This is a genomic window from Bacillus sp. D7-8 (assembly GCF_052055895.1).
Lineage (GTDB): Bacteria > Bacillota > Bacilli > Bacillales > Bacillaceae > Bacillus > Bacillus velezensis.
The window spans coordinates 694,725-715,982 of the sequence record NZ_CP179922.1; the positions used below are offsets into that span (position 1 = coordinate 694,725).

24 protein-coding genes are annotated in these 21,258 nt (G+C 39.7%); 17 read left to right on the top strand and 7 right to left on the bottom strand.

Annotation, left to right across the window (positions count from 1 at the left end):
* The first annotated feature begins 215 nt into the window (after positions 1 to 215).
* From ACKTRM_RS03605 to ACKTRM_RS03625, 5 genes are all read left to right on the top strand, one after another.
* Positions 216 to 1,787, top strand: a complete 1,572-nt coding sequence (locus ACKTRM_RS03605; RefSeq protein WP_012117013.1) for a type I restriction-modification system subunit M — start codon at positions 216 to 218, stop codon at positions 1,785 to 1,787.
* Positions 1,771 to 2,997, top strand: a complete 1,227-nt coding sequence (locus ACKTRM_RS03610; RefSeq protein ID WP_012117014.1) for a restriction endonuclease subunit S — start codon at positions 1,771 to 1,773, stop codon at positions 2,995 to 2,997. The genes ACKTRM_RS03605 and ACKTRM_RS03610 overlap by 17 nt, the downstream gene beginning before the upstream one ends.
* Entirely contained in the window at positions 2,984 to 6,136 is a 3,153-nt protein-coding gene (locus tag ACKTRM_RS03615; RefSeq protein ID WP_012117015.1) for a type I restriction endonuclease subunit R, read from the top strand. The genes ACKTRM_RS03610 and ACKTRM_RS03615 overlap by 14 nt, the downstream gene beginning before the upstream one ends.
* Before the next feature lie 145 nt (positions 6,137 to 6,281).
* Entirely contained in the window at positions 6,282 to 7,301 is a 1,020-nt protein-coding gene (locus ACKTRM_RS03620) for a hypothetical protein (RefSeq protein WP_012117016.1), read from the top strand.
* Positions 7,302 to 7,491: 190 nt separating this feature from the next.
* Complete coding sequence (locus tag ACKTRM_RS03625) at positions 7,492 to 8,658, top strand: MrcB family domain-containing protein (RefSeq protein WP_012117017.1); 1,167 nt, start codon at positions 7,492 to 7,494, stop codon at positions 8,656 to 8,658.
* A 624-nt stretch (positions 8,659 to 9,282) separates the two neighbouring features.
* Here ACKTRM_RS03625 and ACKTRM_RS03630 read toward each other — a convergent pair.
* From ACKTRM_RS03630 to ACKTRM_RS03645, 4 genes are all read right to left on the bottom strand, one after another.
* Positions 9,283 to 9,786 carry an antitoxin YezG family protein gene (locus tag ACKTRM_RS03630; RefSeq protein WP_012117018.1) on the bottom strand — a complete coding sequence of 168 codons (504 nt, stop codon included), beginning with the start codon at positions 9,784 to 9,786 and terminating at the stop codon, positions 9,283 to 9,285.
* 19 nt (positions 9,787 to 9,805) lie between these two features.
* The gene (locus ACKTRM_RS03635; RefSeq protein WP_012117019.1) at positions 9,806 to 10,261 is read right to left on the bottom strand and encodes a TIGR01741 family protein; all 456 of its coding nucleotides are present in this window, start codon (positions 10,259 to 10,261) and stop codon (positions 9,806 to 9,808) included.
* An 83-nt stretch (positions 10,262 to 10,344) separates the two neighbouring features.
* Positions 10,345 to 10,815 carry an antitoxin YezG family protein gene (locus ACKTRM_RS03640; protein WP_012117020.1) on the bottom strand — a complete coding sequence of 157 codons (471 nt, stop codon included), beginning with the start codon at positions 10,813 to 10,815 and terminating at the stop codon, positions 10,345 to 10,347.
* 4 nt (positions 10,816 to 10,819) lie between these two features.
* Complete coding sequence (locus ACKTRM_RS03645) at positions 10,820 to 12,823, bottom strand: T7SS effector LXG polymorphic toxin (RefSeq protein WP_012117021.1); 2,004 nt, start codon at positions 12,821 to 12,823, stop codon at positions 10,820 to 10,822.
* Positions 12,824 to 13,121: 298 nt separating this feature from the next.
* Here ACKTRM_RS03645 and ACKTRM_RS03650 point away from each other — a divergent pair, with 298 nt between their 5' ends.
* From ACKTRM_RS03650 to ACKTRM_RS03685, 8 genes are all read left to right on the top strand, one after another.
* Positions 13,122 to 13,841, top strand: a complete 720-nt coding sequence (locus tag ACKTRM_RS03650; protein ID WP_003155709.1) for a YebC/PmpR family DNA-binding transcriptional regulator — start codon at positions 13,122 to 13,124, stop codon at positions 13,839 to 13,841.
* A gap of 181 nt (positions 13,842 to 14,022) precedes the next feature.
* Positions 14,023 to 14,319, top strand: coding sequence for a hypothetical protein (locus tag ACKTRM_RS03655; protein ID WP_023356760.1), 297 nt, complete (start codon positions 14,023 to 14,025; stop codon positions 14,317 to 14,319).
* A 147-nt stretch (positions 14,320 to 14,466) separates the two neighbouring features.
* Positions 14,467 to 14,715, top strand: coding sequence for a spore coat-associated protein CotJA (gene cotJA, locus ACKTRM_RS03660; RefSeq protein ID WP_007408933.1), 249 nt, complete (start codon positions 14,467 to 14,469; stop codon positions 14,713 to 14,715).
* Positions 14,699 to 14,962, top strand: coding sequence for a spore coat protein CotJB (gene cotJB / locus ACKTRM_RS03665; protein ID WP_007408934.1), 264 nt, complete (start codon positions 14,699 to 14,701; stop codon positions 14,960 to 14,962). The genes cotJA and cotJB overlap by 17 nt, the downstream gene beginning before the upstream one ends.
* A gap of 14 nt (positions 14,963 to 14,976) precedes the next feature.
* Complete coding sequence (gene cotJC / locus ACKTRM_RS03670; protein WP_003155700.1) at positions 14,977 to 15,546, top strand: spore coat protein CotJC; 570 nt, start codon at positions 14,977 to 14,979, stop codon at positions 15,544 to 15,546.
* A gap of 88 nt (positions 15,547 to 15,634) precedes the next feature.
* Entirely contained in the window at positions 15,635 to 16,168 is a 534-nt protein-coding gene (locus tag ACKTRM_RS03675; RefSeq protein WP_012117022.1) for a GNAT family N-acetyltransferase, read from the top strand.
* Positions 16,169 to 16,196: 28 nt separating this feature from the next.
* Positions 16,197 to 16,475: a YesK-like family protein gene (locus tag ACKTRM_RS03680; RefSeq protein WP_012117023.1), complete on the top strand. Its 279-nt coding sequence runs from the start codon at positions 16,197 to 16,199 to the stop codon at positions 16,473 to 16,475.
* A 113-nt stretch (positions 16,476 to 16,588) separates the two neighbouring features.
* Positions 16,589 to 17,278 (top strand): YetF domain-containing protein, encoded by a 690-nt coding sequence (locus ACKTRM_RS03685; RefSeq protein ID WP_012117024.1) that lies wholly within the window; start codon positions 16,589 to 16,591, stop codon positions 17,276 to 17,278.
* 32 nt (positions 17,279 to 17,310) lie between these two features.
* On the opposite strand, the gene hmoA is transcribed toward ACKTRM_RS03685, so the two are convergent.
* Together hmoA and ACKTRM_RS03695 are read right to left on the bottom strand one after the other, a co-directional pair.
* Positions 17,311 to 17,637, bottom strand: coding sequence for a heme-degrading oxygenase HmoA (gene hmoA / locus ACKTRM_RS03690; RefSeq protein WP_023356762.1), 327 nt, complete (start codon positions 17,635 to 17,637; stop codon positions 17,311 to 17,313).
* 84 nt (positions 17,638 to 17,721) lie between these two features.
* Positions 17,722 to 18,084, bottom strand: coding sequence for a VOC family protein (locus ACKTRM_RS03695; RefSeq protein ID WP_041482181.1), 363 nt, complete (start codon positions 18,082 to 18,084; stop codon positions 17,722 to 17,724).
* Positions 18,085 to 18,245: 161 nt separating this feature from the next.
* On the opposite strand from ACKTRM_RS03695, the gene ACKTRM_RS03700 reads away from it, so the two are divergent.
* From ACKTRM_RS03700 to ACKTRM_RS03715, 4 genes are all read left to right on the top strand, one after another.
* A complete protein-coding gene (locus tag ACKTRM_RS03700; protein ID WP_023356763.1) occupies positions 18,246 to 19,112 on the top strand; it encodes an STAS domain-containing protein in 867 nt (288 codons plus the stop codon).
* Between the two features lie 314 nt (positions 19,113 to 19,426).
* A complete protein-coding gene (locus ACKTRM_RS03705) occupies positions 19,427 to 19,600 on the top strand; it encodes a YezD family protein (protein ID WP_003155693.1) in 174 nt (57 codons plus the stop codon).
* Between the two features lie 29 nt (positions 19,601 to 19,629).
* On the top strand, positions 19,630 to 19,932 hold the full coding sequence (locus ACKTRM_RS03710) for a hypothetical protein (RefSeq protein ID WP_007408940.1): 303 nt from the start codon (positions 19,630 to 19,632) through the stop codon (positions 19,930 to 19,932).
* A 91-nt stretch (positions 19,933 to 20,023) separates the two neighbouring features.
* Positions 20,024 to 20,668: a Bax inhibitor-1/YccA family protein gene (locus ACKTRM_RS03715; RefSeq protein ID WP_012117028.1), complete on the top strand. Its 645-nt coding sequence runs from the start codon at positions 20,024 to 20,026 to the stop codon at positions 20,666 to 20,668.
* A 38-nt stretch (positions 20,669 to 20,706) separates the two neighbouring features.
* Here ACKTRM_RS03715 and ACKTRM_RS03720 read toward each other — a convergent pair whose 3' ends face one another.
* Positions 20,707 to 21,219 (bottom strand): MarR family winged helix-turn-helix transcriptional regulator, encoded by a 513-nt coding sequence (locus tag ACKTRM_RS03720; protein ID WP_007408942.1) that lies wholly within the window; start codon positions 21,217 to 21,219, stop codon positions 20,707 to 20,709.
* Positions 21,220 to 21,258 lie beyond the last annotated feature (39 nt).

Sequence of the window (21,258 nt, forward strand, 5' to 3'; positions counted from 1 at the left end):
GAAATGTAATTGAGGGTCTAGATTAATTTTTATCAGCGTCAGCTCATGTGTTAGGTTTGTGAGCTGACTACTTCAAGATTATAGGTCCTTTATAAGTGATTTTAAAACGGTATAATAGATATAGAAATATAAGGGGTGAAATTCCATGAAATTTAAATAATCATTTCATCCTTATAATTAATGAGATATGATAAAGAGAATTGGGGGCTATTTTAATGGCTAAAAAGAAAGATACAAAAGAAAAGAGTATGGAGGAAACATTATGGGATTCCGCCAATAAATTACGCGGATCCGTTGAGGCTTCAGAATATAAACACGTTGTTTTAGGATTAATCTTTTTGAAATTTGCTAGTGATAAATTTGAAGAACGAAAAGCGGAGTTATTAGATGAGGGTAAAGAAAAATATGTTGATATGGTTGAGTTTTACACCATGAAAAATGTATTTTATCTATCTGAAACTTCGAGATGGAGTTACTTAGTAGAGAACGCCAAGCAAGAAGATATTGCATTAAAAATCGATACCGCTCTTTTTACTGTAGAGAAAAATAATCCGGCATTAAAAGGCGCGTTACCTGATAATTATTATTCCCGTTTAAACCTTGATGTAAGTAAACTAGCATCCTTAATAGATACAATAAACAACATAAACACTATCAAAGATAAGCAGCAAGACATTGTAGGAAGGATTTATGAGTATTTCCTAAGTAAGTTTGCATTGGCAGAAGGAAAAGGAAAAGGAGAATTTTATACTCCAAAAAGCATAGTAAATCTTATTGCAGAAATGCTCGAACCATATAAAGGTAAAATTTATGACCCCGCTTGTGGATCAGGGGGTATGTTTGTTCAATCAGTAAAATTTATTGAATCACATCAGGGAAATAAGAAAGATATATCGATTTACGGACAGGAGTATACAACTACAACCTACAAGCTGGCAAAGATGAACCTAGCTATAAGAGGAATTTCGGCTAATCTTGGAGAGACTGCTGCTGATACTTTCTTTAATGACCAACATAAAGATTTGAAGGCTGATTTTATTATGGCAAATCCTCCGTTTAATCAGAAACAATGGAGAGCTGAGAATGAGTTAACAGATGATCCGCGTTGGGCAGGTTACGAAGTACCACCTAGAGGTAATGCTAACTATGCTTGGATTCTCAATATTGTTTCTAAACTATCTGAGAATGGTGTAGCCGGGTTTCTATTGGCGAATGGTGCATTAAGCGGTGGTGGCGATGAATATAAAATACGTAAGAAATTGATTGAAAATGATCTAGTCGAATCTATCATTGTATTACCGCAAAATATGTTTTATACCACTAACATAAGTGTTACGCTTTGGATCCTGAATAAAAACAAAAAGGCTCGTACTATTGACCAAAATGGAAGTTTAAAAAAGTATCGTAACAGAGAAAAAGAAGTATTATTTATGGATTTGCGAGAAATGGGTGTCCCATTTGAAAAAAAATATACTCAGTTTTCGGAAGATGATATTACAAAGGTTACAAACATATATCATAACTGGCAACAAACTGATTATGAAACTAAATATCAAAATATCCCGGAATTCAGTTACAGCGCAACATTTGAAGAGGTTGTAAATAAAGATTTCTCATTAGTGCCAAGTAAATACATTGAGTTTGCTAATCGTGACGAGGATATTGACTTTGATGAGAAGATGAAACTAATACAAAGTGAATTTGTTGACCTGCTTAAAGCTGAAGAAGACTCTAAAAAGGATTTATTAAAAGTTTTTAAGGAGTTAGGTTATGAAATCGAATTATAAGAGGATTGGTGATTGCATTCGGTTAGTTGATGAAAGGAATGTTAATCTTAATGTAACAACCCTTTTAGGACTAAGTATTACAAAAGAATTCATTCCATCAGTTGCAAATACAATTGGAACAGATTTTAAAAACTATAAGATTATAAGAAAAAAACAGTTTGCTTGTAGCACCATGCAAGTAAGGCGAGATAAAAAAATGCCAGTTGCATTACTACAGGATTATGATGAAGCTATCATATCTGCTGCCTATCCTGTTTTTGAAGTTGTAGATACTGAGATGATTTTACCGGAGTATTTAATGATGTGGTTTAGTAGAAGTGAGTTTGACAGAGAAGCTTGTTTTTATGCTATAGGTGGTGTTAGAGGTAGTATTGAGTGGGAAGATTTTTGTAATATGCAACTCCCGGTTCCTTCCATTGATGAGCAAAAGGAAATTATAAATAAGCACAAAATATTATTAGATAGAATAAAGGTGAATAATCTTTTCATTCAAAAATTAGAAGAAACCGTACAGACTATCTATAAGCAATGGTTTATTGACTTTGAATTTCCAAATCAATTGGGTAATCCTTATAAATCTAGTGGTGGAAAAATGAAATTTAATCCAATATTAAACACTGAGATACCGAAGGGTTGGGAAGTAAAATCATTCACGGATGTTGTAAAAGTGGGTGGTGGGGGTACACCAGATACAACTATTGATACTTATTGGAATGGTGGTATTCCATTTTTTACTCCGGGAGATGTTTCCGAAAGTTATTATTGCCTTGAGACAGAAAAATCTGTATCTAAACTGGGATTACGAAATAGCAGTACAAAATTATATCCCAAAAACACCGTTTTTGTTACAGCTAGAGGGACAGTTGGGGCTATAGCTTTAGCTGGGACTGAAATGACAATGAATCAAAGTTGTTATGCATTGATGGGGGATAATCAGTATTATATCCACCAATTAACTATTGCTACAATTAGAAGTTTAAAAAAACAAGCAAGTGGAGCGGTTTTTAATGCATTGATAGTAAAAGATTTTGCGGAGCAAAATGTAGTGCATCCACCTAAAGATATCGAAAATAGTTTTCAAAATATAGTAAGGGGTTTATATAACGCAATTTATCTTAAAGTTGAACTAAATAAGTTATTAAGCTCAACTGTAAAGCTGCTTTTATCTAAACTTGCCACGACGAGGGGGAAGAACATTGAAATTCTCTGAAAAGTCCTTAGAGCAAGCCGTAATAGAACTTTTTGAAAGTGAAAGCTATTCACACCAAAGCGGAACGGGCATTCAGAAGGAAATAAGTGATGTACTTCTACGCGATGATTTAAAAGCATTTTTACTTAATCGCTACTCAGATGATAACATTACGCCGAATGAGATTGACAATATCATGCGACAGATGGAAGTATTACCTGCATCGAATTTATACGAAAGTAACAAAGCTATTATCAAAATGATTTCAGATGGTTTTATTCTAAAACGAGAAGACCGAAGTAAAAAGGATTTATTTATTCAATTAATAGATTTTGCTCCTAATAATATCGACAATAATCTATTTAGAATAGTAAATCAACTAGAGATACAAGGGTTTAAAAAGTGTATTCCAGATGTAATTGTTTATGTAAATGGCTTACCTTTAGTAGTGATAGAGTTCAAAAGTGCTATCAAAGAAAATACGACTATAAAAGATGCCTATACACAACTGACTGTTCGTTACCAGAGGGATATCCCTGAGCTTTTTAAGTATAATACATTTTGTGTTATTAGTGATGGAGTAAATAATAAGGCTGGTTCGTTATTTGCTCCCTATGATTTCTTTTATGCATGGCGAAAAATAGAAGGTAAGGAATCGTTTGAAAAGGATGGCATTGATTCACTTTATTCAATGGTGAAGGGTCTATTTAACCAAAAACGTTTCCTAGAAGTGGTACGTCACTTCATTTATTTCCCTGATACAAGCAGCAAAAAAGAAAAAATTGTTCCTCGTTATCCACAATATTATGCCGCAACAAAATTATTAAAAAGCATTAAAAGAAATATGCGGCCGCAAGGTTCAGGTAAGGGTGGTACGTATTTTGGAGCAACAGGTTCAGGCAAGAGTTATACCATGCTATATCTTACAAGACTTTTAATGAGAGATAAAGACCTACAAAGCCCTACTGTTGTCTTGATATCAGATAGAACAGATTTAGATGATCAACTTGCAGGACAATTCACAAATGCTAAGTATTTTATAGGCGATGACCAAGTAATAAGTGTGGAAAGTCGGGAAGATTTAAAGTCATACCTACAAAATAGAAAAAGTGGTGGCGTATTTTTAACTACTATTCAAAAGTTTAATGAAAATGTTGATCTGCTGACAGATAGAAACAATGTAATTTGTATTTCGGACGAAGCACATCGTTCGCAAACAAATCTTGACCAAAAAATAAAAATCACTAAAGATGGTGTCGAGAAAAAATATGGTTTTGCCAAGCATTTGCACAAATCTCTGCCTAATGCAACTTATATTGGTTTTACTGGTACACCGGTGGATGCAACTTTAGATGTATTTGGGGAAGTAGAAGATGCATACACAATGATTGAAGCTGTATACGATGAAATAACTGTACGGATTGTTTATGAGGGAAGAGCTGCTAAAGTAAATCTCAATGAAACAAAATTGCATGAAATCGAAGAATACTATAAAGTGTGCGAAACTGCTGGAGCTAATGAGTATCAGATTGATGAAAGTAAAAGAGCAGTAACCCAAATGGAAGTTATTCTTGGTGATCCTAAACGGTTAAAATTAGTGGCTGAAGATTTTGTAGAGCATTATGAAAAGAGAATTGAAGAAGGTGCAACAATAAAAGGTAAGGCAATGTTTGTAGCTGCCAACCGACATATTGCTTATGACTTGTATAAAGAAATTATTGCACTACGTCCAGAGTGGGCAGAAGTTAGAGTCTGTGACGAAGGTGTTGAGCTTACTGATAAAGAAAAAAAAGAAATTAAACCAATGGAAAAAATTAAAATGGTCATGACTCGTACTAAAGATGATAGTAAAGAACTTTATGACCTGTTAGGTACGAAAGAATATCGTAAAGAGTTAGATAGGCAATTCAAAAATGAAAAATCAAACTTCAAAATAGCCATCGTTGTTGATATGTGGCTAACAGGATTTGATGTACCATCACTAGATACCATATATATTGATAAACCAATTCAGCAGCACACCCTGATTCAGACTATTTCACGAGTAAACAGAATTTATGAAGGTAAAGAAACTGGATTAGTTGTCGATTATTTTGGAATAAAGAGCAATTTAAATGTAGCGATGAAAAAATATGGTGTTGTAGAGGGGGAAAATTTTAATGGTATCGATAAGGCAGTTGTCATTGTAAAGGATCAGCTAGATTTATTAGCAAAAATCTTTTATAAATTTGATAATACTGCATATTTTCACGGAACTCCATTGCAACAATTACAATGCTTAAATCAAGCAGCAGAATTTGTACAACAAACGGAGCAATTAGAAAAACGTTTTATGGCCATAACGAAGAAACTTCGCTCTGCCTACAATTTATGTGTGTCTAGTGAAAATATAAGCCAAATGGAAAGAGATTATATTCACTATTACCTAGCTATAAGGTCCATCATCCATAAACTAACAAAAGGTGATGCTCCGGATACTGCTCAAATGAATGAAAAAGTAAGACAGATGATGGAAGAAGCTTTAATAAGTGAAGGAGTGGAAGAAGTATTTAAGCTTGATAAAAATGATTCGAAAAATAATGCGGATTTATTTAGTGACGAATACTTAGCTAAGATTAATAAAATCAAACTACCAAACACTAAAATTAAGCTTCTACAAAAACTACTGTCAAAAGCAATTGAGGAATTTAAAAAAACCAATAAAATTCAGGGTGTCGACTTTTCAAAAAGATTTAAAAAATTGCTTGAACAATATAATGAAAGAAAAGACTTCCAAGCTTTGCAAAGTGATGTTTTGGATGATGTTGCAGAACAATTTGCGGATTTGTTTGGAGAACTAATGAACGAGCGGGATTCTTTCAAGGATTTAGGAATTGATTATGAGGAGAAGGCTTTCTACGATATTCTCAAAGCAATATCGGAGAAACATGAATTTGAATACCCGCACGGCAAACTTATTAAGCTATCACAAGAAATAAAGTCTATCATCGCGGATAAAGCAAGATATACAGACTGGTCGAGTAGAGATGATATTAAGGCAGAGCTAAAAGTCGATCTTATTTTAACGCTTGCTGAAAACGATTACCCTCCTGTTCCTAAAGATGAGATTTTTAAAGAGATATTTGAACAGGCAGAGAATTTTAAGAAGTATAGGGCGTAACCATAGACGTACCCACTATATTTACAAAATCAAATGAAGAGATGATTGTGCATCTCGTCCCTGTCAGACTTACAAGTTGCACTAACAACTTATTTTAAGTATGTACAGAAATAAACCAAAGTAAAAGGTGTTTAAGGGGGAAAGTATGGATAGAAAAAGTTTGATTGAATTTTATAAAGAAACGGATTATAAGACTAAAAGTTTATCTATAAGAGGAATACCTCCTAGACCTAGCGAGTGGAATGTTCCCCTTTTTATTAAAAAAATATATCCTGAAAACAAAGACATATTTAAAAACTCTATTAATAATAATCAGTTTGAAGTTAAATTAGTACAGGAAGATTTAGAATTTTTTAAGGCGTTATTGTTACATGAATCGTTATTTAACTTTTACAAGGCTTTTTATAATTATTTATGTGCATTAAAGCTTTATGACGGCGGATTACAGCATTGGATTGAAATTACTGCGTATTATGCAAAATTCTATTTAGCCAACAGTATTATTGCTTTAACAGGAAAATCTAGATATATAGTTACCGGGAGTAGTAAAAATTTCGTTGAAGATATCTATAAGCTAGTAAATAAAAATGGTTATCAAAGTAATATAAGGAAGAATGGCAGTTTTGTGGCTAGTTATGCAAGGTACGGTATAGAAATCAATATCAATCCATCTTTAAATGAAGGTAAGCTGATAATTACTAAAGATTTAGGTAGCGGTGGTTCACATGGTCATGTTTGGAACAAGTATTCGGATATAGATACAAAAAAAATCGGTGTTACAGAGTTGACCCATAGCTACCCTCAGCATCTTACCGAAGAAAGAAACCTTGAGAATTATTCTTTTGAAGGTTATAGACAGTTGGACTTTAATTTGGAATTGGATAATTTTAAGGGTTACTTCCAAAGAGAATATATTAAAAATCAATCAAATCTAATTTATACTAGTGAAACAGCTATAATACTTGGGGTAATTGGTGAATTGTTTAATTTATTTGAGGAATTAAAGGTAAATGAATTACCAATTGAAAAAGAAAAATTAATACATATGTGCAAATACACATTAGGTGAATCTGAACAATCCAAGAAATTGTCAGATTTAATTTGTTCCGGTTTTCCAACTAAGAATAAATATTTAGACGAGTATCATTGGTATGAATCAAATTAAAATAATTTGCGAAGACAAGCTGAAACAAATGGTATATAAATGAAACTTTTATTGTGCCTTGAGTGTAACGATATATTTAGCTTCGACCTCGGAATGGAAAAATATAGATGTTGAGGGCAATACATGACAATCTTAATGCGTTTATTAAAGCTTTTAGGTATCTCATTTATATATAGAGGTGTTTGAAATAATGGCTAAAGTTTTAGATGATACGAAATCAACCATACAAGAAAAAATGGTTAAGATAATAACAGAATATCATAAAGCTAAAAGAGAGAGGTTTAAAGACCATCTTTTAGGGACCCTTGTTCGTCATAAGATAAAGGAGTCTTTTTTTAAAGACGCTGAATTGGATCAAAAAATTTATCATATAGTAGGTTCGGTAGGACAAGGTAGATGGGCTGAGATCCCATGGATTTCTGTCTTTATTAAGAAATTAACGATTTCAGCCACAAGAGGGTACTATATTGTATACTTGTTTAATGCTGATGGCAGTGGCTTTTATGTTAGTTTGAATCAAGGTTGGACATATTTTAAAGATAAATATGGAACAAAGCTAGGGAAGGAAAAAATAAAAAAAACAGCTTCTATAATTAGAGGAAAATTAAATACTATACCTAGAAACATGAATCTTTTAAATATTGATTTAAAGGGTAATGGTGATCTTGCTAGAGGATATGAACTAGGACATATATGTGGACGAAATTATGATGTGAGCAATATACCTAGTAAGGAAGAATTCATAACCGATTTACAAAATTTGTTGATTACATATAAAGAAATAGAAGGACTGATTGGAAAGAGATCAATAGAACAGTTCAATGATTTCATTTTATTACAGGAAGACGGGTTGTTTACAGATGATACGACTAATGAAGAAGAATATCAGCTAGCAGTTCAGCATTTTATTATATCTGAGAGTGTAAAAAAGACATATGAAGTAAATCAAAAAAAAGTACGTCCAGAACCAATTTATAATAAAGGTGGACAAAAGCAGTGGACAAGGAATGCAAGCCTAGCCTCAATGGCTATGATGCTTTCAAATTACACTTGCGAAATTGAAGACTCCCATAAAACATTTATCTCTAAATCTACCAATAAGCCTTTTGTTGAATGTCATCATCTTGTGCCCATATCTAAGCAAGGTGAATTCCAATATGACTTAGATCAACTAGAGAACATGGTAAGTTTATGTCCACTTTGTCATCGTCTTATACATTTAGGGAGAGATGAAGATAAAGAAACACTTTTAAAAAAATTGTTTGATCAGCGTAAGGATCAATTGAAACGTATAGGTATAGAAATCACCTTTTCAGATCTTAAAGAGATGTACGGCTGTCTAATGATAAGCGAGTGATATCATTTGTATTTTTTTCTGAAAGTAATTAATCCTCTAATTATTGATTATAACAGATCTTTTATTGCTATCAATGGTTTTAAGGGCATAATTGACACTCGGCAATGCTATGTAAGAACTAACTTTGAAAACTGTTCATTATGTTTTTCATTACTGAAGTAGGGTTCTTTTGATTACATTTTATTGATCCAATTGTTAAATTATTTTTTTTCTTACTGCCAAGATGGTGCCCTTTATAAAGTGAGATGAGATAAATTTAAAGCCCACAATTAAGAGGGCTCAGAGTTATTTATTAGGGCTGGAGGAATATAAAATAGTATCTTTATTGATAAATTTCCTATTTTGCTCAATTTATTTAGAAATCGTTTTCTATTTTAAATTTTACTCAAACAAAAGGTTACTGAACCAATAAATTGTATTGTTTTTTGCGTTTATTTTTCTTTGTCCCCTCAATATATTCAAAATTATATAAAAGAATAGCAGCATTGGTTTGCGGTACCATAGTTCTCAAATTGAGGTTATATAACACTCTCACGCAAGCGCTTCCTAAATAATGTAGTTAAATTATTACAACTGTTTATTTATGATTAAAACTCTTCTTTTAAGGATCATTGTTTCAAAAATTTACCTCCAGAAAAAGGAGTGGGATATCAATTTTTGAGAACTTAGATATTGTTTTAAAAAGGATTTTAAAGGTTTACTCTTAGGATAAATTCCTACATTTTTATAAGTCCAGATTGTTTGTCTTTGAGTGATGGTATATGGAGATTGAATAACGTCTTCATAATTATAATCTATCGAAAATTCTCCGCTTATCCCCAGACTAAGTGTTAGATTAGTCCATATATCTTGATTGTTTTCTTTAAATTCATCTCGTAATTCCTCGAATAAGTCATGCAAGTCAAATAGTAGCTCCTCATAAATCTCCTCACTGACATGATAGTGTTCAGGGATATTATGAGAATATATCAAATCTTCATTATATGGAGTATTGAAATAAAAGAAAACCTCAGATGAATCGTCAAGTATTTCCGCATAAAGAATAACTCTTTCCCATTCAGAAGGAATGATTTCGTTAATGCCTTCTGCTATCTGTTGATATAATTCACCCATTTTTTCTATTTCCATGCTAACCTCCAGTTCAAATTTATAGGTTTAGGTAGCTAATTAAAAATTCTTGATCTTCCTCGTCTTCAGGCAAAATTCCAAGAGTTTTGTACTCCCATAATGCAATTCTTTGATACCCATCAAGCTCAGATGCCAAAATATCGTCATCATTATAATCAAGTTGGAATGGACCGTTGCTCTCCAATGTCAATGTAAGGTTCGTCCAAACCTGATCATTATTATTTTTGTGCTCAGCTCGTAATTCCTCAAAAAGTTCACGGATTTCTCTTAATAAAGTTTTGAAGATATCTTTACTTACACTGTATCGGACTGGTATATCTTGCGAATAAATCAGTTGACATTTTTCTGGTGTCTTGAAGTGAAAGAGAACCATGGTAGAGTCAGCTAATACTTCTGCATAAAGATATATTTTTGTCCATTCACAAGGTATGATGTCATTTAATTTCTTACTAATAAGCTGGTACAGATCTTGCATTTTCCAACCTTTTCACCTTCAATCGTCGAGAAATCCTAGTTATAAAAAATAGCCCAGCAGAGAAGCGCTGGGCTATTATTGATTTATAGACCGAAGTAGCTTATTACAAATTCTTTATCGTTCCCATCTTCAGGTAATATCCCTAAATTCTGATATTCCCATATCATTTGTCGTTGTGTTCCGTTTAAGTCTGAGGCGATGACATCGGTGTAATCGTAGTCAATTGAGAATTTTCCAGTATTATATAGTTTAAGCGTTAAATTGGTCCAAATATCTTGGTTGTTTGCTTTAAATTCTTCTCTTAACTCCTCGAATAACTCTTGAAGTTCAATTAATAAACTCACGTATATTTTTTTACTAACATCAAATTGCTTCGGTATATCATGAGAATAGATATTCTCTTCACTTTGTAGTGTATTGAAGAAAAAGTAAACTTCTGACGAATCATCTAATATTTCCGCATAAAGAATGATTTTTGTCCATTCACATGGAATCATTTCATTAAGCTGCTCTGCTATTTGTTGATATAACTGTCCCATTTTCTCAGTTTCCATAAGTTTAACCTCCAGCTTGGTTTTTTATTGTCACGAATTTTGTTTTATTGCCAATCGTATATTCGATTATGAATTTTGTAGGTCTTAAAGAGTCACCTTTATATATAGATTCTATGTTAACATTAACTCTTTTAGGTGGTTCTTCTTTAAGAGCCTTTGCCCATTCTTGCTCCATTTCATACCATCGGCCGCCGCTCCTATTAATCTGAGAATTCATCGGCACGATGTTGTCGAACTGGCCTGAGCCCTTGAATTGAGTAGCGATTAGGTGGCCTCCGTCGTCATCTGTCAGACGGTCTGGTTTACCTGCTTTAGACTGCGCATATTGGTTGCGTTTTGCTTCTCCCAGCTGCAAGTCTGCTTTGACACTTGTAATTCTACCATAGTTGTCAGTAGTGTATGTGTAGCCTTCTTTTGTTTTGTAGATGACATTCGGCTTCAATACTTTCTTTCTGGTCCATTTCGCAAAATGCTCGCCGTATTTGACCGTTACCGGCGGGACATGCGGTGCCGGTGTCCGTCTGCCGCTTGCAGAAGTTCCGTACGGTTTCGGCAGGATGACCTTGGCGAATTTCTGAAGTCCTTCTTTAAGTGTGACCCCGCTGACAGCATTGTAAGGCACGCCCGCCGGCACTAAGTCGTGACGCGGATGATACGGGAGAATATCAGCTAGAGTGAGATTTCCGATTTGATTCAACTTGGTTTTGACGCGTTTTTTTGATACTTCCATGCCTGTGTTGACCTTTTGCTTGATGTGGTCAACGGTTTGTTTTGAGACTGTTATCGCTTTTTGAGCTGTGGCGGATTTGCTTGCTGCTGTTTTGACTTTGGTTGTCACTTTGGCGGCTGTGCCAGTTTTTGAGACGGCGCCGACGCCTTTTGTGCCGACGACTGATGTCACAACGGTGCCTACTGCATATGACACCCATCTTGCTCTGGAGTAGGTGTCGCCATTCACCATGTCTTTTTGGTACGATTCTTCGATTGCCGCTGAAATGGCTTCATACGTTTTGATCGGGTGAGCCACCGCACCTGTAATGGCTTCAACCGTTCCGCCCGGATCTGTGACCATATCCCACAGGCCTGTGACCGCGTCTTTTCCGGAATCATAAAGGCCGACGGCAACGCCTTTGAAACCATCTGTAAGTTCACGCTTGTTTTCAATTTGAGTGAAGTAGCGCTGCTGTTCTTTTGTCAGGTTTTTATAGCCGATCGTTTTGGCCATTGAATAGAATTCATCAGCATTCGCATAATCGTAGTTTTTCAGTCTTTCTTTCAGTTTTTCAATCTCTCGTTCTTTCGCTTCCTCTTTCTTCATCTTCAAATAAGCATCCGAATGTCTTGCAATCTCGCCTTTCTTCTTATGGATGTCGCTTTCTCGGTACGCCTTGGCATTGTAGTGAAGCGGCGTGGCGCCTTTTCCTTTGCCCGTAGTGTTTTGGAGCTGCTCAAAGTCGGCTTGGATGAACTGTTCGTTCGCTTCGGTTTCTGCGTATTCTTTCGTTAGATCGTGATCAAGTCTGCCGAGTTTATGTATCGTTTCGTTTCTCTTTTTGTCGGCTGATTGGAGCTTGTGATCCACGCTTTCGGTGGAAAAGAGATCGAGCGAGATGATGTCATCGATCTCTCCGAGGATGGAGCGCATGTCCTTTTTCTGCTCTTCCATAATCACCTTTGATTTACTGAGGGCGTGGGTGAGCTCATGCTCCAGAAATGATTCCTCCACATGCGAATTGGAAAGTCCGGCATCTTCGACCTTACCGGGAAGGCTTGTGAGAAATGCGATTTTCATGTCGATCAGATCAAGCCAGCTGTCTGTGACGCCGGCGTGGTCTTGGAAAAAGGCTTTGATGTTATTTGCGCCCCGGCCTGAGAAATCATTGTCACCGAGATCAGCCATACCTTGAAACGCTTTTTTCAAGTTGACCATCTGGCCGCGCAGTTCTTTGTATTCACCCGCGCGCTGTTTGGCGGCGGCCAGCAGGGTGGTTGCTTCGAAAACTTTCATGACCATATCCTTTCTTTTGTTCGATATCAAAATTTTACCACGTGAGTCAGGATATACAGTGTAGGAAATAGGTAATAAGAATAAAATGAATCTTTTGGCTTGCGACTTCCTTCCTGTATGAAGGGAGGCTTTTTATGTTTTGTACAATAACCCTCACATTCGGCTTACTGCGCTCCGGTGATTTTAAGCGTGCCTGTTTTTTCTAATGTCTTACACTCGAAACAACCCAACCGCTGAGGTATAATAGAAGCAGAGTATTTATCATACAGATTCAATTCGTGAAAGAGAGTGGAACAAAATGGGCCGTAAGTGGAACAATATTAAAGAAAAGAAAGCATCAAAGGACGCAAATACGAGCCGGATTTACGCGAAGTTCGGCCGTGAGATTTATGTGGCGGCAAAACAAGGCGAGCCAGATCCGGAATCGAACCAGGCGTTAAAAGTGGTGCTTGAGCGCGCGAAGACGTACAGTGTGCCGAAAAATATTATTGAGCGTGCGATTGAAAAGGCGAAAGGCGGCGCGGAGGAGAACTTTGACGAGCTGCGTTACGAAGGTTTCGGGCCGAACGGTTCAATGATCATCGTTGATGCGTTAACGAATAATGTAAACCGCACGGCGCCTGAAGTGCGCGCCGCATTCGGGAAAAACGGCGGAAATATGGGTGTGAGCGGGTCTGTCGCTTACATGTTCGATGCGACTGCCGTTATCGGCGTTGAAGGCAAGACGGCGGATGAAGCGCTGGAATTGCTGATGGAAGCTGATGTGGACGTGCGCGATATTTTAGAAGAGGATGACAGTGTTATCGTATATGCCGAGCCTGATCAATTCCATGCGGTACAGGAGGCATTCAAAAATGCCGGCGTTGAAGAGTTCACGGTTGCGGAGCTGACGATGCTTGCGCAAAATGAAGTCGAGCTTCCGGAAGATGCGAAAGCTCAATTTGAAAAGCTGATCGATGTGCTGGAAGACCTGGAAGACGTACAGCAGGTTTATCACAATGTAGATTTAGGCGAATAAAGACAAAAAGGCCGGGGCGGCATAAGTTCCGGCCTTTTTATTTTGCTTAAGCGGTCGGCCTGTATCGTATTTTTCTCCGTAAGCAATTATTTATTATTTCGCCAAAACTGGGCGGATGCCCATACGTTTCCTTCCGGATGTCATAAACTGGACTGTAACCTATGTGAAGGAGCGATAAATCATGAATGAAAGAAGACCGATTTACGGCGGAGGCTACGGCGGAGGCTATGGCGGCTTCGGAGGCTACCCGGGGTACGGTTTTGGCGGCTACGGAGGCTTCGGAGGATATCCGGGATACGGTTTCGGCGGAGGCTACGGATACCCGGGATACGGTTTTGGCGGTTACGGCGGTTTTGGCGGCTACGGCGGCTACGGCGGCTTCGGGGGATATCCGGGGTACGGTTTTGGCGGCTATGGCGGAGGCTACGGCGGCTACCCGTTCCATCATCATCATCATCGGGAAAGCCAATATATCTGACCATTCGGGAAAAAGCACTCTTGGAACAGCAAGAGTGTTTTTTTGTGACCGTTTCTAAGCGCTGGCTTTTTTATTTTCTTACAGGGCATAAATGCCGATACGGATTCATACCTATTAAGGTCATGTGTTTAGGAAAGGAGGATCGTAATGAAAGAAAATCAGCCGTTTACACCGGTCAAATCCTATAAACCCTTCCACAGCCGGTTTGATCCCTGCCCGCCGATCGGGAGAAAATACTTCAGAACGCCGCCGCATCTTTATATGCGGTTTCAGCCGTATCACTTGGAGCAGTTTTCTCCGATGGAGGCATTGAGAAAAGGGACCCTTTGGAAGGATCTTTACGATTTCTATGATAATCCTTATCGGGGGGGAATCGAATATGGCGAAAAAGATTGATGATGAATATTATCGGCTGCTGGAGCAAATTCAGGCGGCGGACTTTGTCTTGGTGGAGCTGACGCTTTATCTGGATACGCATCCCCATGACCGTCTCGCGCTTCAGCAGTTTCATGAATATTCCCGGTACTCAAGACAGCTTAGAAAGCGGTTTGAACCTGAGTACGGACCGCTTCTGCAATTCGGCGTGAGTCAGGTCGGCGCTCAATGGGACTGGGGCCGCGGTCCTTGGCCATGGCAAGTATAAGGAGGGATCTGTAAATGTGGGTATATGAAAAAAAGCTGCAGTATCCGGTTAAAGTCAGTACATGCAACCCGATGCTGGCTAAGTTTCTCATTGAACAATACGGCGGGGCGGACGGCGAATTGGCCGCAGCGCTCCGGTACTTAAACCAGCGCTACACGATTCCTGACAAGGTGATCGGCCTGCTGACGGATATCGGCACGGAGGAGTTTGCGCATTTAGAAATGATTGCGACGATGATTTATAAGCTGACAAAAGATGCGACCCCGGAGCAGCTGCGTGATGCAGGGCTCAGTGATCATTACGTCAACCATGACAGCGCGCTGTTTTATCACAATGCGGCCGGAGTTCCGTTCACAGCATCTTACATACAGGCGAAGGGAGATCCGATCGCTGATTTATATGAGGATATTGCGGCTGAAGAAAAGGCGAGAGCGACGTATCAATGGATTATTGATATTTCCGATGATCCTGACCTGAATGATTCACTCCGTTTTCTGCGTGAGCGTGAAATCGTCCACTCTATGCGTTTCAGGGAAGCGGTTGAGATTTTAAAAGAAGAACGTGATAAGAAGAAAATTTTTTAAACGGCCCTCAAACACGACGGCTGTTTTTTTCCTTTCTGCGTTTGGTCTATAATAAAGGTGTCGAATATTCTGATTACAGGAGGATTTTATGACACCTTTTACGATTACGGAGGAGACGGCGGGGGCATTCCGGGTCACCTCCGCCCGGAAAGATGATGCAAAAGAGGTCATGGATCTGCTCGTGCAAGCGGCAGAATGGCTTCGCGATAAAGGGTCGAACCAGTGGAGCGGCCTTCTAGAAGGGGAAGATACCCACAATATGCGGGAGGCGATCGCCCAAGGGTATGTTTTTTTATTCAGGCAGAATGAAGAGCTGGCCGGCGTCGTCATGCTGCTTCCCGAAGCAAGCGGGTGGGACAGACGTCTTTGGGGCGATGAAGGACATGAGGAGTCCGTATATCTCCACCGGCTGGCGATTAACAGGCGGTTTGCAGGGGTGGGGCTCGGCCGGACAATCATGACTTGGGCGGAGACGGGTGTGTCTTGTCCGGGAAAAACGAAAATCCGGCTCGATTGCGTGTCCGAAAACAAGGCGCTTCAGTCGTTTTACAGCGGAATGGGGTACGAATCAAAAGGACCCGCGCCGGGTTATCATTTGTTTGAAAAAAAGGTGAGTAAATAAAAAGCTTCTCATGACGGAGGTAAAAGACATGGGGTTTTTTTATCTGATCTGTCTGGCCGCATTTTGTCTTAACTTTGCCGTATCGGCTGTGCTCCGCAAGAAATGGCCGAAAAAGATGTGGCCTGAGTGCCTTTTGGCGGTGCTGGGCCTGACTGCTTTCGGTACGGTTGTTTACAGCATTTTCGGTGTCGGCGGCTGGGAAGGAATGGGCTTGGGGCTTGCCGCGATGTTTGCGGGTTCCGGAGCGGCCGCCGGTTATGCCGCTGAGGTGTGCTTACGGGTCGTCAGATCGAATCGAAAACAGTAAGCAGAAGTGAAAAAACGCGGCCTCGGCTGCGTTTTTTTGTGTGTTGCCGGCCGCTGTATAGAAAACAGGCGAATGTCCATAATGGTAATGACTTTTAAGAAGAAGGTGCGAATATGGGACATTTACTTACAGTGGCTTGGGAGTTAGTATGCGGTTTGGGTATTTTATTTGTGATTTTAAAATTGCTTGGAAAAACTCAATTCTCGCAAATTACGCCGTTTGATTTTATTTCCGCGCTCATCCTCGGCGAACTGGTCGGAAATGCGGTGTATGATAAAGGCGTCAGGATTTTTGAAATCATTTTTGCCTCTCTGTTATGGGGGATTTTAATTTATCTCATCGAACTGATTACGCAGAAAGTAAAAAGCTCCAGAAAGCTGTTGGAAGGCGAGCCGAGTATTATCATACATAAAGGAAAACTGAAATATGATGTGCTGAAAAAGAATAAGCTGGACATTAATCAATTGCAAAGCCTTCTCAGACAGGCGAATTGCTTTTCCATACAGGAAGCGGAGTACGCGATTTTAGAAACAAACGGGATGGTCAGCGTCCTGCCGAAATTTCAATATGACACGACGAAAAACGGCGACATGCAAATAAAGCCGAAGCAGGTCTCTTTGCCGGTCACGCTGATTATTGACGGCGAAGTGCTGTATGAAAATCTGAAAGAAGCCGGGCTGGAAGAAAAGCAGCTGAATCAGGAGCTGAAAAAGCTGAACATCAAAAAAACAGAGGACGTGCTGTATGCGGAATGGAAGCCCGATAAACCGCTGTTTGTCCTGCCGTATGAGGAGAAAAAATAAAAAGAGCATTGCCCTGGGGCAAATGCTCTTTATTATTTTTCGTGTACGCCTGTTTTAACGGCTCTGACATGATACATACCGACATCCGTCCCAAGCATATAATCAGGTTTCGGCTTGCCTTGGTTTGCTTTGTGGGCCGCGATGTGCTCTTCGCTTTTTTCCCATTGTTTCCAATGGTCTTCTGACTCCCAGCGGATTAACACGACGACTTCTTCATCACCGCGGCGGACTTTTTTTTCCAGGACCGTTACGTCTATCAAACCTTCCTGCTTTTCAATCACGCCTTCTGAACTGAAGCGTTCGATTACTTTGTCGGCATGTCCTTCTTTTACGGTCATTTTTCTGATTTGCACAAACATCTGGCAGCTCTCCAATCCTTTTCACGCTTTATCCAACATTTTAAATGAAAATGATTCTCAAAGTCAATTAAGGTGCCTGACGGATTACGATTTCAGGAGAAAGACATGACCATCCTCATCTTTAAATTGCACGAAGCTGCCCCATTCCATTTGTTTCGGTTCATCTAAAAAGGTGATGCCGTTCTTTTTCATCTGTTCGTATGCGGCAAAGACATCTTCACACTCAAATACGATAGAAGCCTTCATATGCTCGGCCCCTTTCATCATCGATTTCGGATAAATAACCAAATGAGTGGTGGCCCCTTTGGGCGCTACCTCAAGCCAGAAGGCGCCCGGGCCCATCGGATGCTCGGCGACGGTTTCAAACCCCGCTTTTTCCGTCCAGAATGTTTTCGCTTTTTGCTGATCATCAGTGTATACGGCGACTGTCGCGATTTTTTTGATCATCATACTGACCTCCTGTTTCATTTCTTTTATAGTGTATCCTCCTGCCGAAAAAAGCAATCAAAAGCTTTAATGTGCAGGCTTTTTTTAATTTCTCTAGTACGATCGGCGATTCCGATTTATAATTTAGACAAAAGTACATATTCTTGAAAGAGGAGACGGCAGTGAACAAAGACCAATTACTTCATGATTATATTATTACACATTCGGCAGAGCTGACGGAAAAATGGCTCAAGCTGAGACGGAAGCTGAGAGGGCGTTTTTATTCTGCGGATCAATTAAGTGAGGAAATGAAACAGCTGCTGATCGAGCAGCATACCTTTACAAACACGGTCATCGCAAGCGCTTTTTTGGAAGATCCGGCCGTTTTTCAGCATAACAAAGAAAAATGGGCCGCACAGGTAGCGAAAAGCAGAGTGGAGCAAGACGCGGAGGTTCATGAGGTCGTTGAGGCGATCGGCAATTCAAGAACCGTCTTTTGGGAGGCGGTCACCCGTTTTATGGATGAGCATCAGGACATCGTAACAAACGAGGATGCCCGCCGCTGGAATCACCTTGTCAACGGCTCGTTTGATCAGCTGATGACGGATTTTACTGAACAGTTTCAGAAATTAATGATCGCGAGGCTGTCATCTCAGCAGGAGCTTATTTCCGAATTGAGCTGTCCGGTTATTTTGATCGCGGATACGATCGGCACTCTGCCGCTCATCGGCTCGATTGATACGAGACGGGCACGCGTGATTTTGGAGTCGGTGCCGGAAAACTGTGTCGCCAAACGGATCACAAATCTTGTGATTGATCTGTCCGGTGTGCCCATTGTCGATACGATGGTGGCGCAGCAATTGTATATGCTGTCGAAAACGTTATTTCTCCTCGGCATCAGAACCGTGTTTTCCGGCATTCGGCCTGATGTGGCACAGACTTCTATCCAATTGGGGCTTGATTTTTCAGAGTATCAAACCTACGGCTCCCTGGAGCAGGCGCTCGCCAGCATGGGCGTCACATGTGTTTTCGAGGAAGCAAAAGCATAGAAAAAAAAGGTGCTCCGGCCAGAGGCGGGGCGCTTTTTTTGTCAGCGGAAAACAATGTAAATATGTCGGAACGTGAAGATTGCGTTCTTAAAAAGAGCAATATGACGCCTTGGGGGCGGGCGTCGGCGACACGGTTTATATCAAAGCGAAGGAAGTGAAAGTTTTCGCAAAGAAAACATATCCAAAAATTGTGTAAATGTTATTGATTTCTGAATGAAAACATAATAGTATAATTGTATATTTCTTATCAGAATAGTATGAATTAAAACACTCATTGTCAAAAGACGAACGGCCAGACATAAAGGGGGAGCATGATGACGTCCAAAGGAAACGTAGATCCGCATGTGATCGAAAAGATTATCAGTGCGCTGGAAACGCTCGATTTCGGGACTGTTCAGATTACGGTTCATAATTCCCAAGTGACACAAATTGATAAGGTGGAGAAATATCGATTTTCCCTGAAGAGCAAAGAAGTAAAACAATCTTAAAAAACAGCCAATGACAGGAGGCGATACATATGAAGCATTCAACTGTTCCTTTCCGTGAGAGCCGGTATCTGCACCTGCCCGAAGTGCGCTTTCTGCATTGGTGCACGAAGCAATACGGCATTAACAAAGGCGTGCTCAATACAATTGACGGCTGGTTTTATGATGCGGGCGTCATTCCGATTCCCGTCAGGCGTCTTTATGTGCTGGCATTTCTCGATTTCGCGAAAACGCCGGGGCAGAAGGGGAATATCCGATTCGGGCACGGCGGCTTGACGAAAAAACTGCATGATTTCATGGATATGCAGGAATGCGCAGCAAAACGTCAGGCCTGACATCCTTAAAATCTTCTTAAAATCATGAAAATTTCTCCCATTTTATTTATAATAGACCTATCAAGATCATTTTTTTGGGAGGACTTTTGACATGCAAACTGCTGCTTATGAGAGCAAACAATCTATTATGCAGCGCATTATAACGGTATTTGTGTTTACACTGTTAGTTGCGACAATCGGCCTGTATACGGGTCAGTTCATTCCGCCGGCATTGATGCTGCCGCTGTCGATCTTAGAGGTCGTCATGATCATCGCCGCATTTTGGCTGCGCCGAAAAAAAGCCGTCGGATATGTGTTTGTCTTTTCATTCGCTTTCATTTCCGGAATGACGCTGTTTCCGATTATCAGCCATTATGCGTCCGCAGCGGGGGCCTATGTCGTATTGGAGGCATTCGGTTCATCGTTTGTGATTTTTGCGGTGCTCGGCACGATCGGCGCTAAGACGAAAAAGGACTTGTCGTTTTTATGGTCCTTCTTGCTTGTCGCTGTCATCGCGCTTCTCGCAGTGGGGATCTTTAATATTTTCAGCCCGCTGAATTCCGCCGCCATGATGGCGTATTCCGTCATCGGGACGATTGTGTTTTCAATGTACATCTTATACGATCTGAACCAGATCAAGCACCGGGACATCACGGCTGACCTGATTCCTTTGATGGCATTGACGCTTTATATCGACTTTATTAACCTGTTTATCAACCTGCTACGGTTTTTCGGAATTTTAAACAGTGATGATTAACCGCGCGAAAAAGGCGCCCTGCTGAGAGGGGCGCCTTTTTATGTTCTGCCGCCGGAAAACAGCAGAAGCTTATCAAATAATACTTCAAGCATTTTTGTCAATTCCGCTTTTTGTTCAGCGGTGAAGCTTTCCATGACTCCTGAAATGTTGGAGAAGTGGCCGGGAAGAAACAGCATCAGCTTTTCTTTTCCTTCTTTTGTGAGTTCGATGCTGATTTTTCGTCTGTCGCCGGTATGCCGGCTGCGGTTTACAAAGCCGTCCCGTGCGAGTCCGTCGATCAATCCGGTGATGGTCGCTTTGGTGACATTGGATTTTTTTGCTAGCTCTGTCGGACTCAGGCTGTGTCCGGGTGCGTCAAACAGAAACATCAAAATTTTGAATTTCCCTTCGGACAATCCGTGACTTGAGAAATAATGCTCCATGACCTGATTCATTTTTTTAGACATATCAAATAACGTCAAAAATGTTTTCAATGATTCAGCATCCATATCGGCGTAAATCTCAGCGCGTCCGGCAATCTGCGAATAATCCGGCAAATGTCTCAACTCCATTTTTGTAAGCCTCCGTACGATTTTAGTGATTCAAAGTAT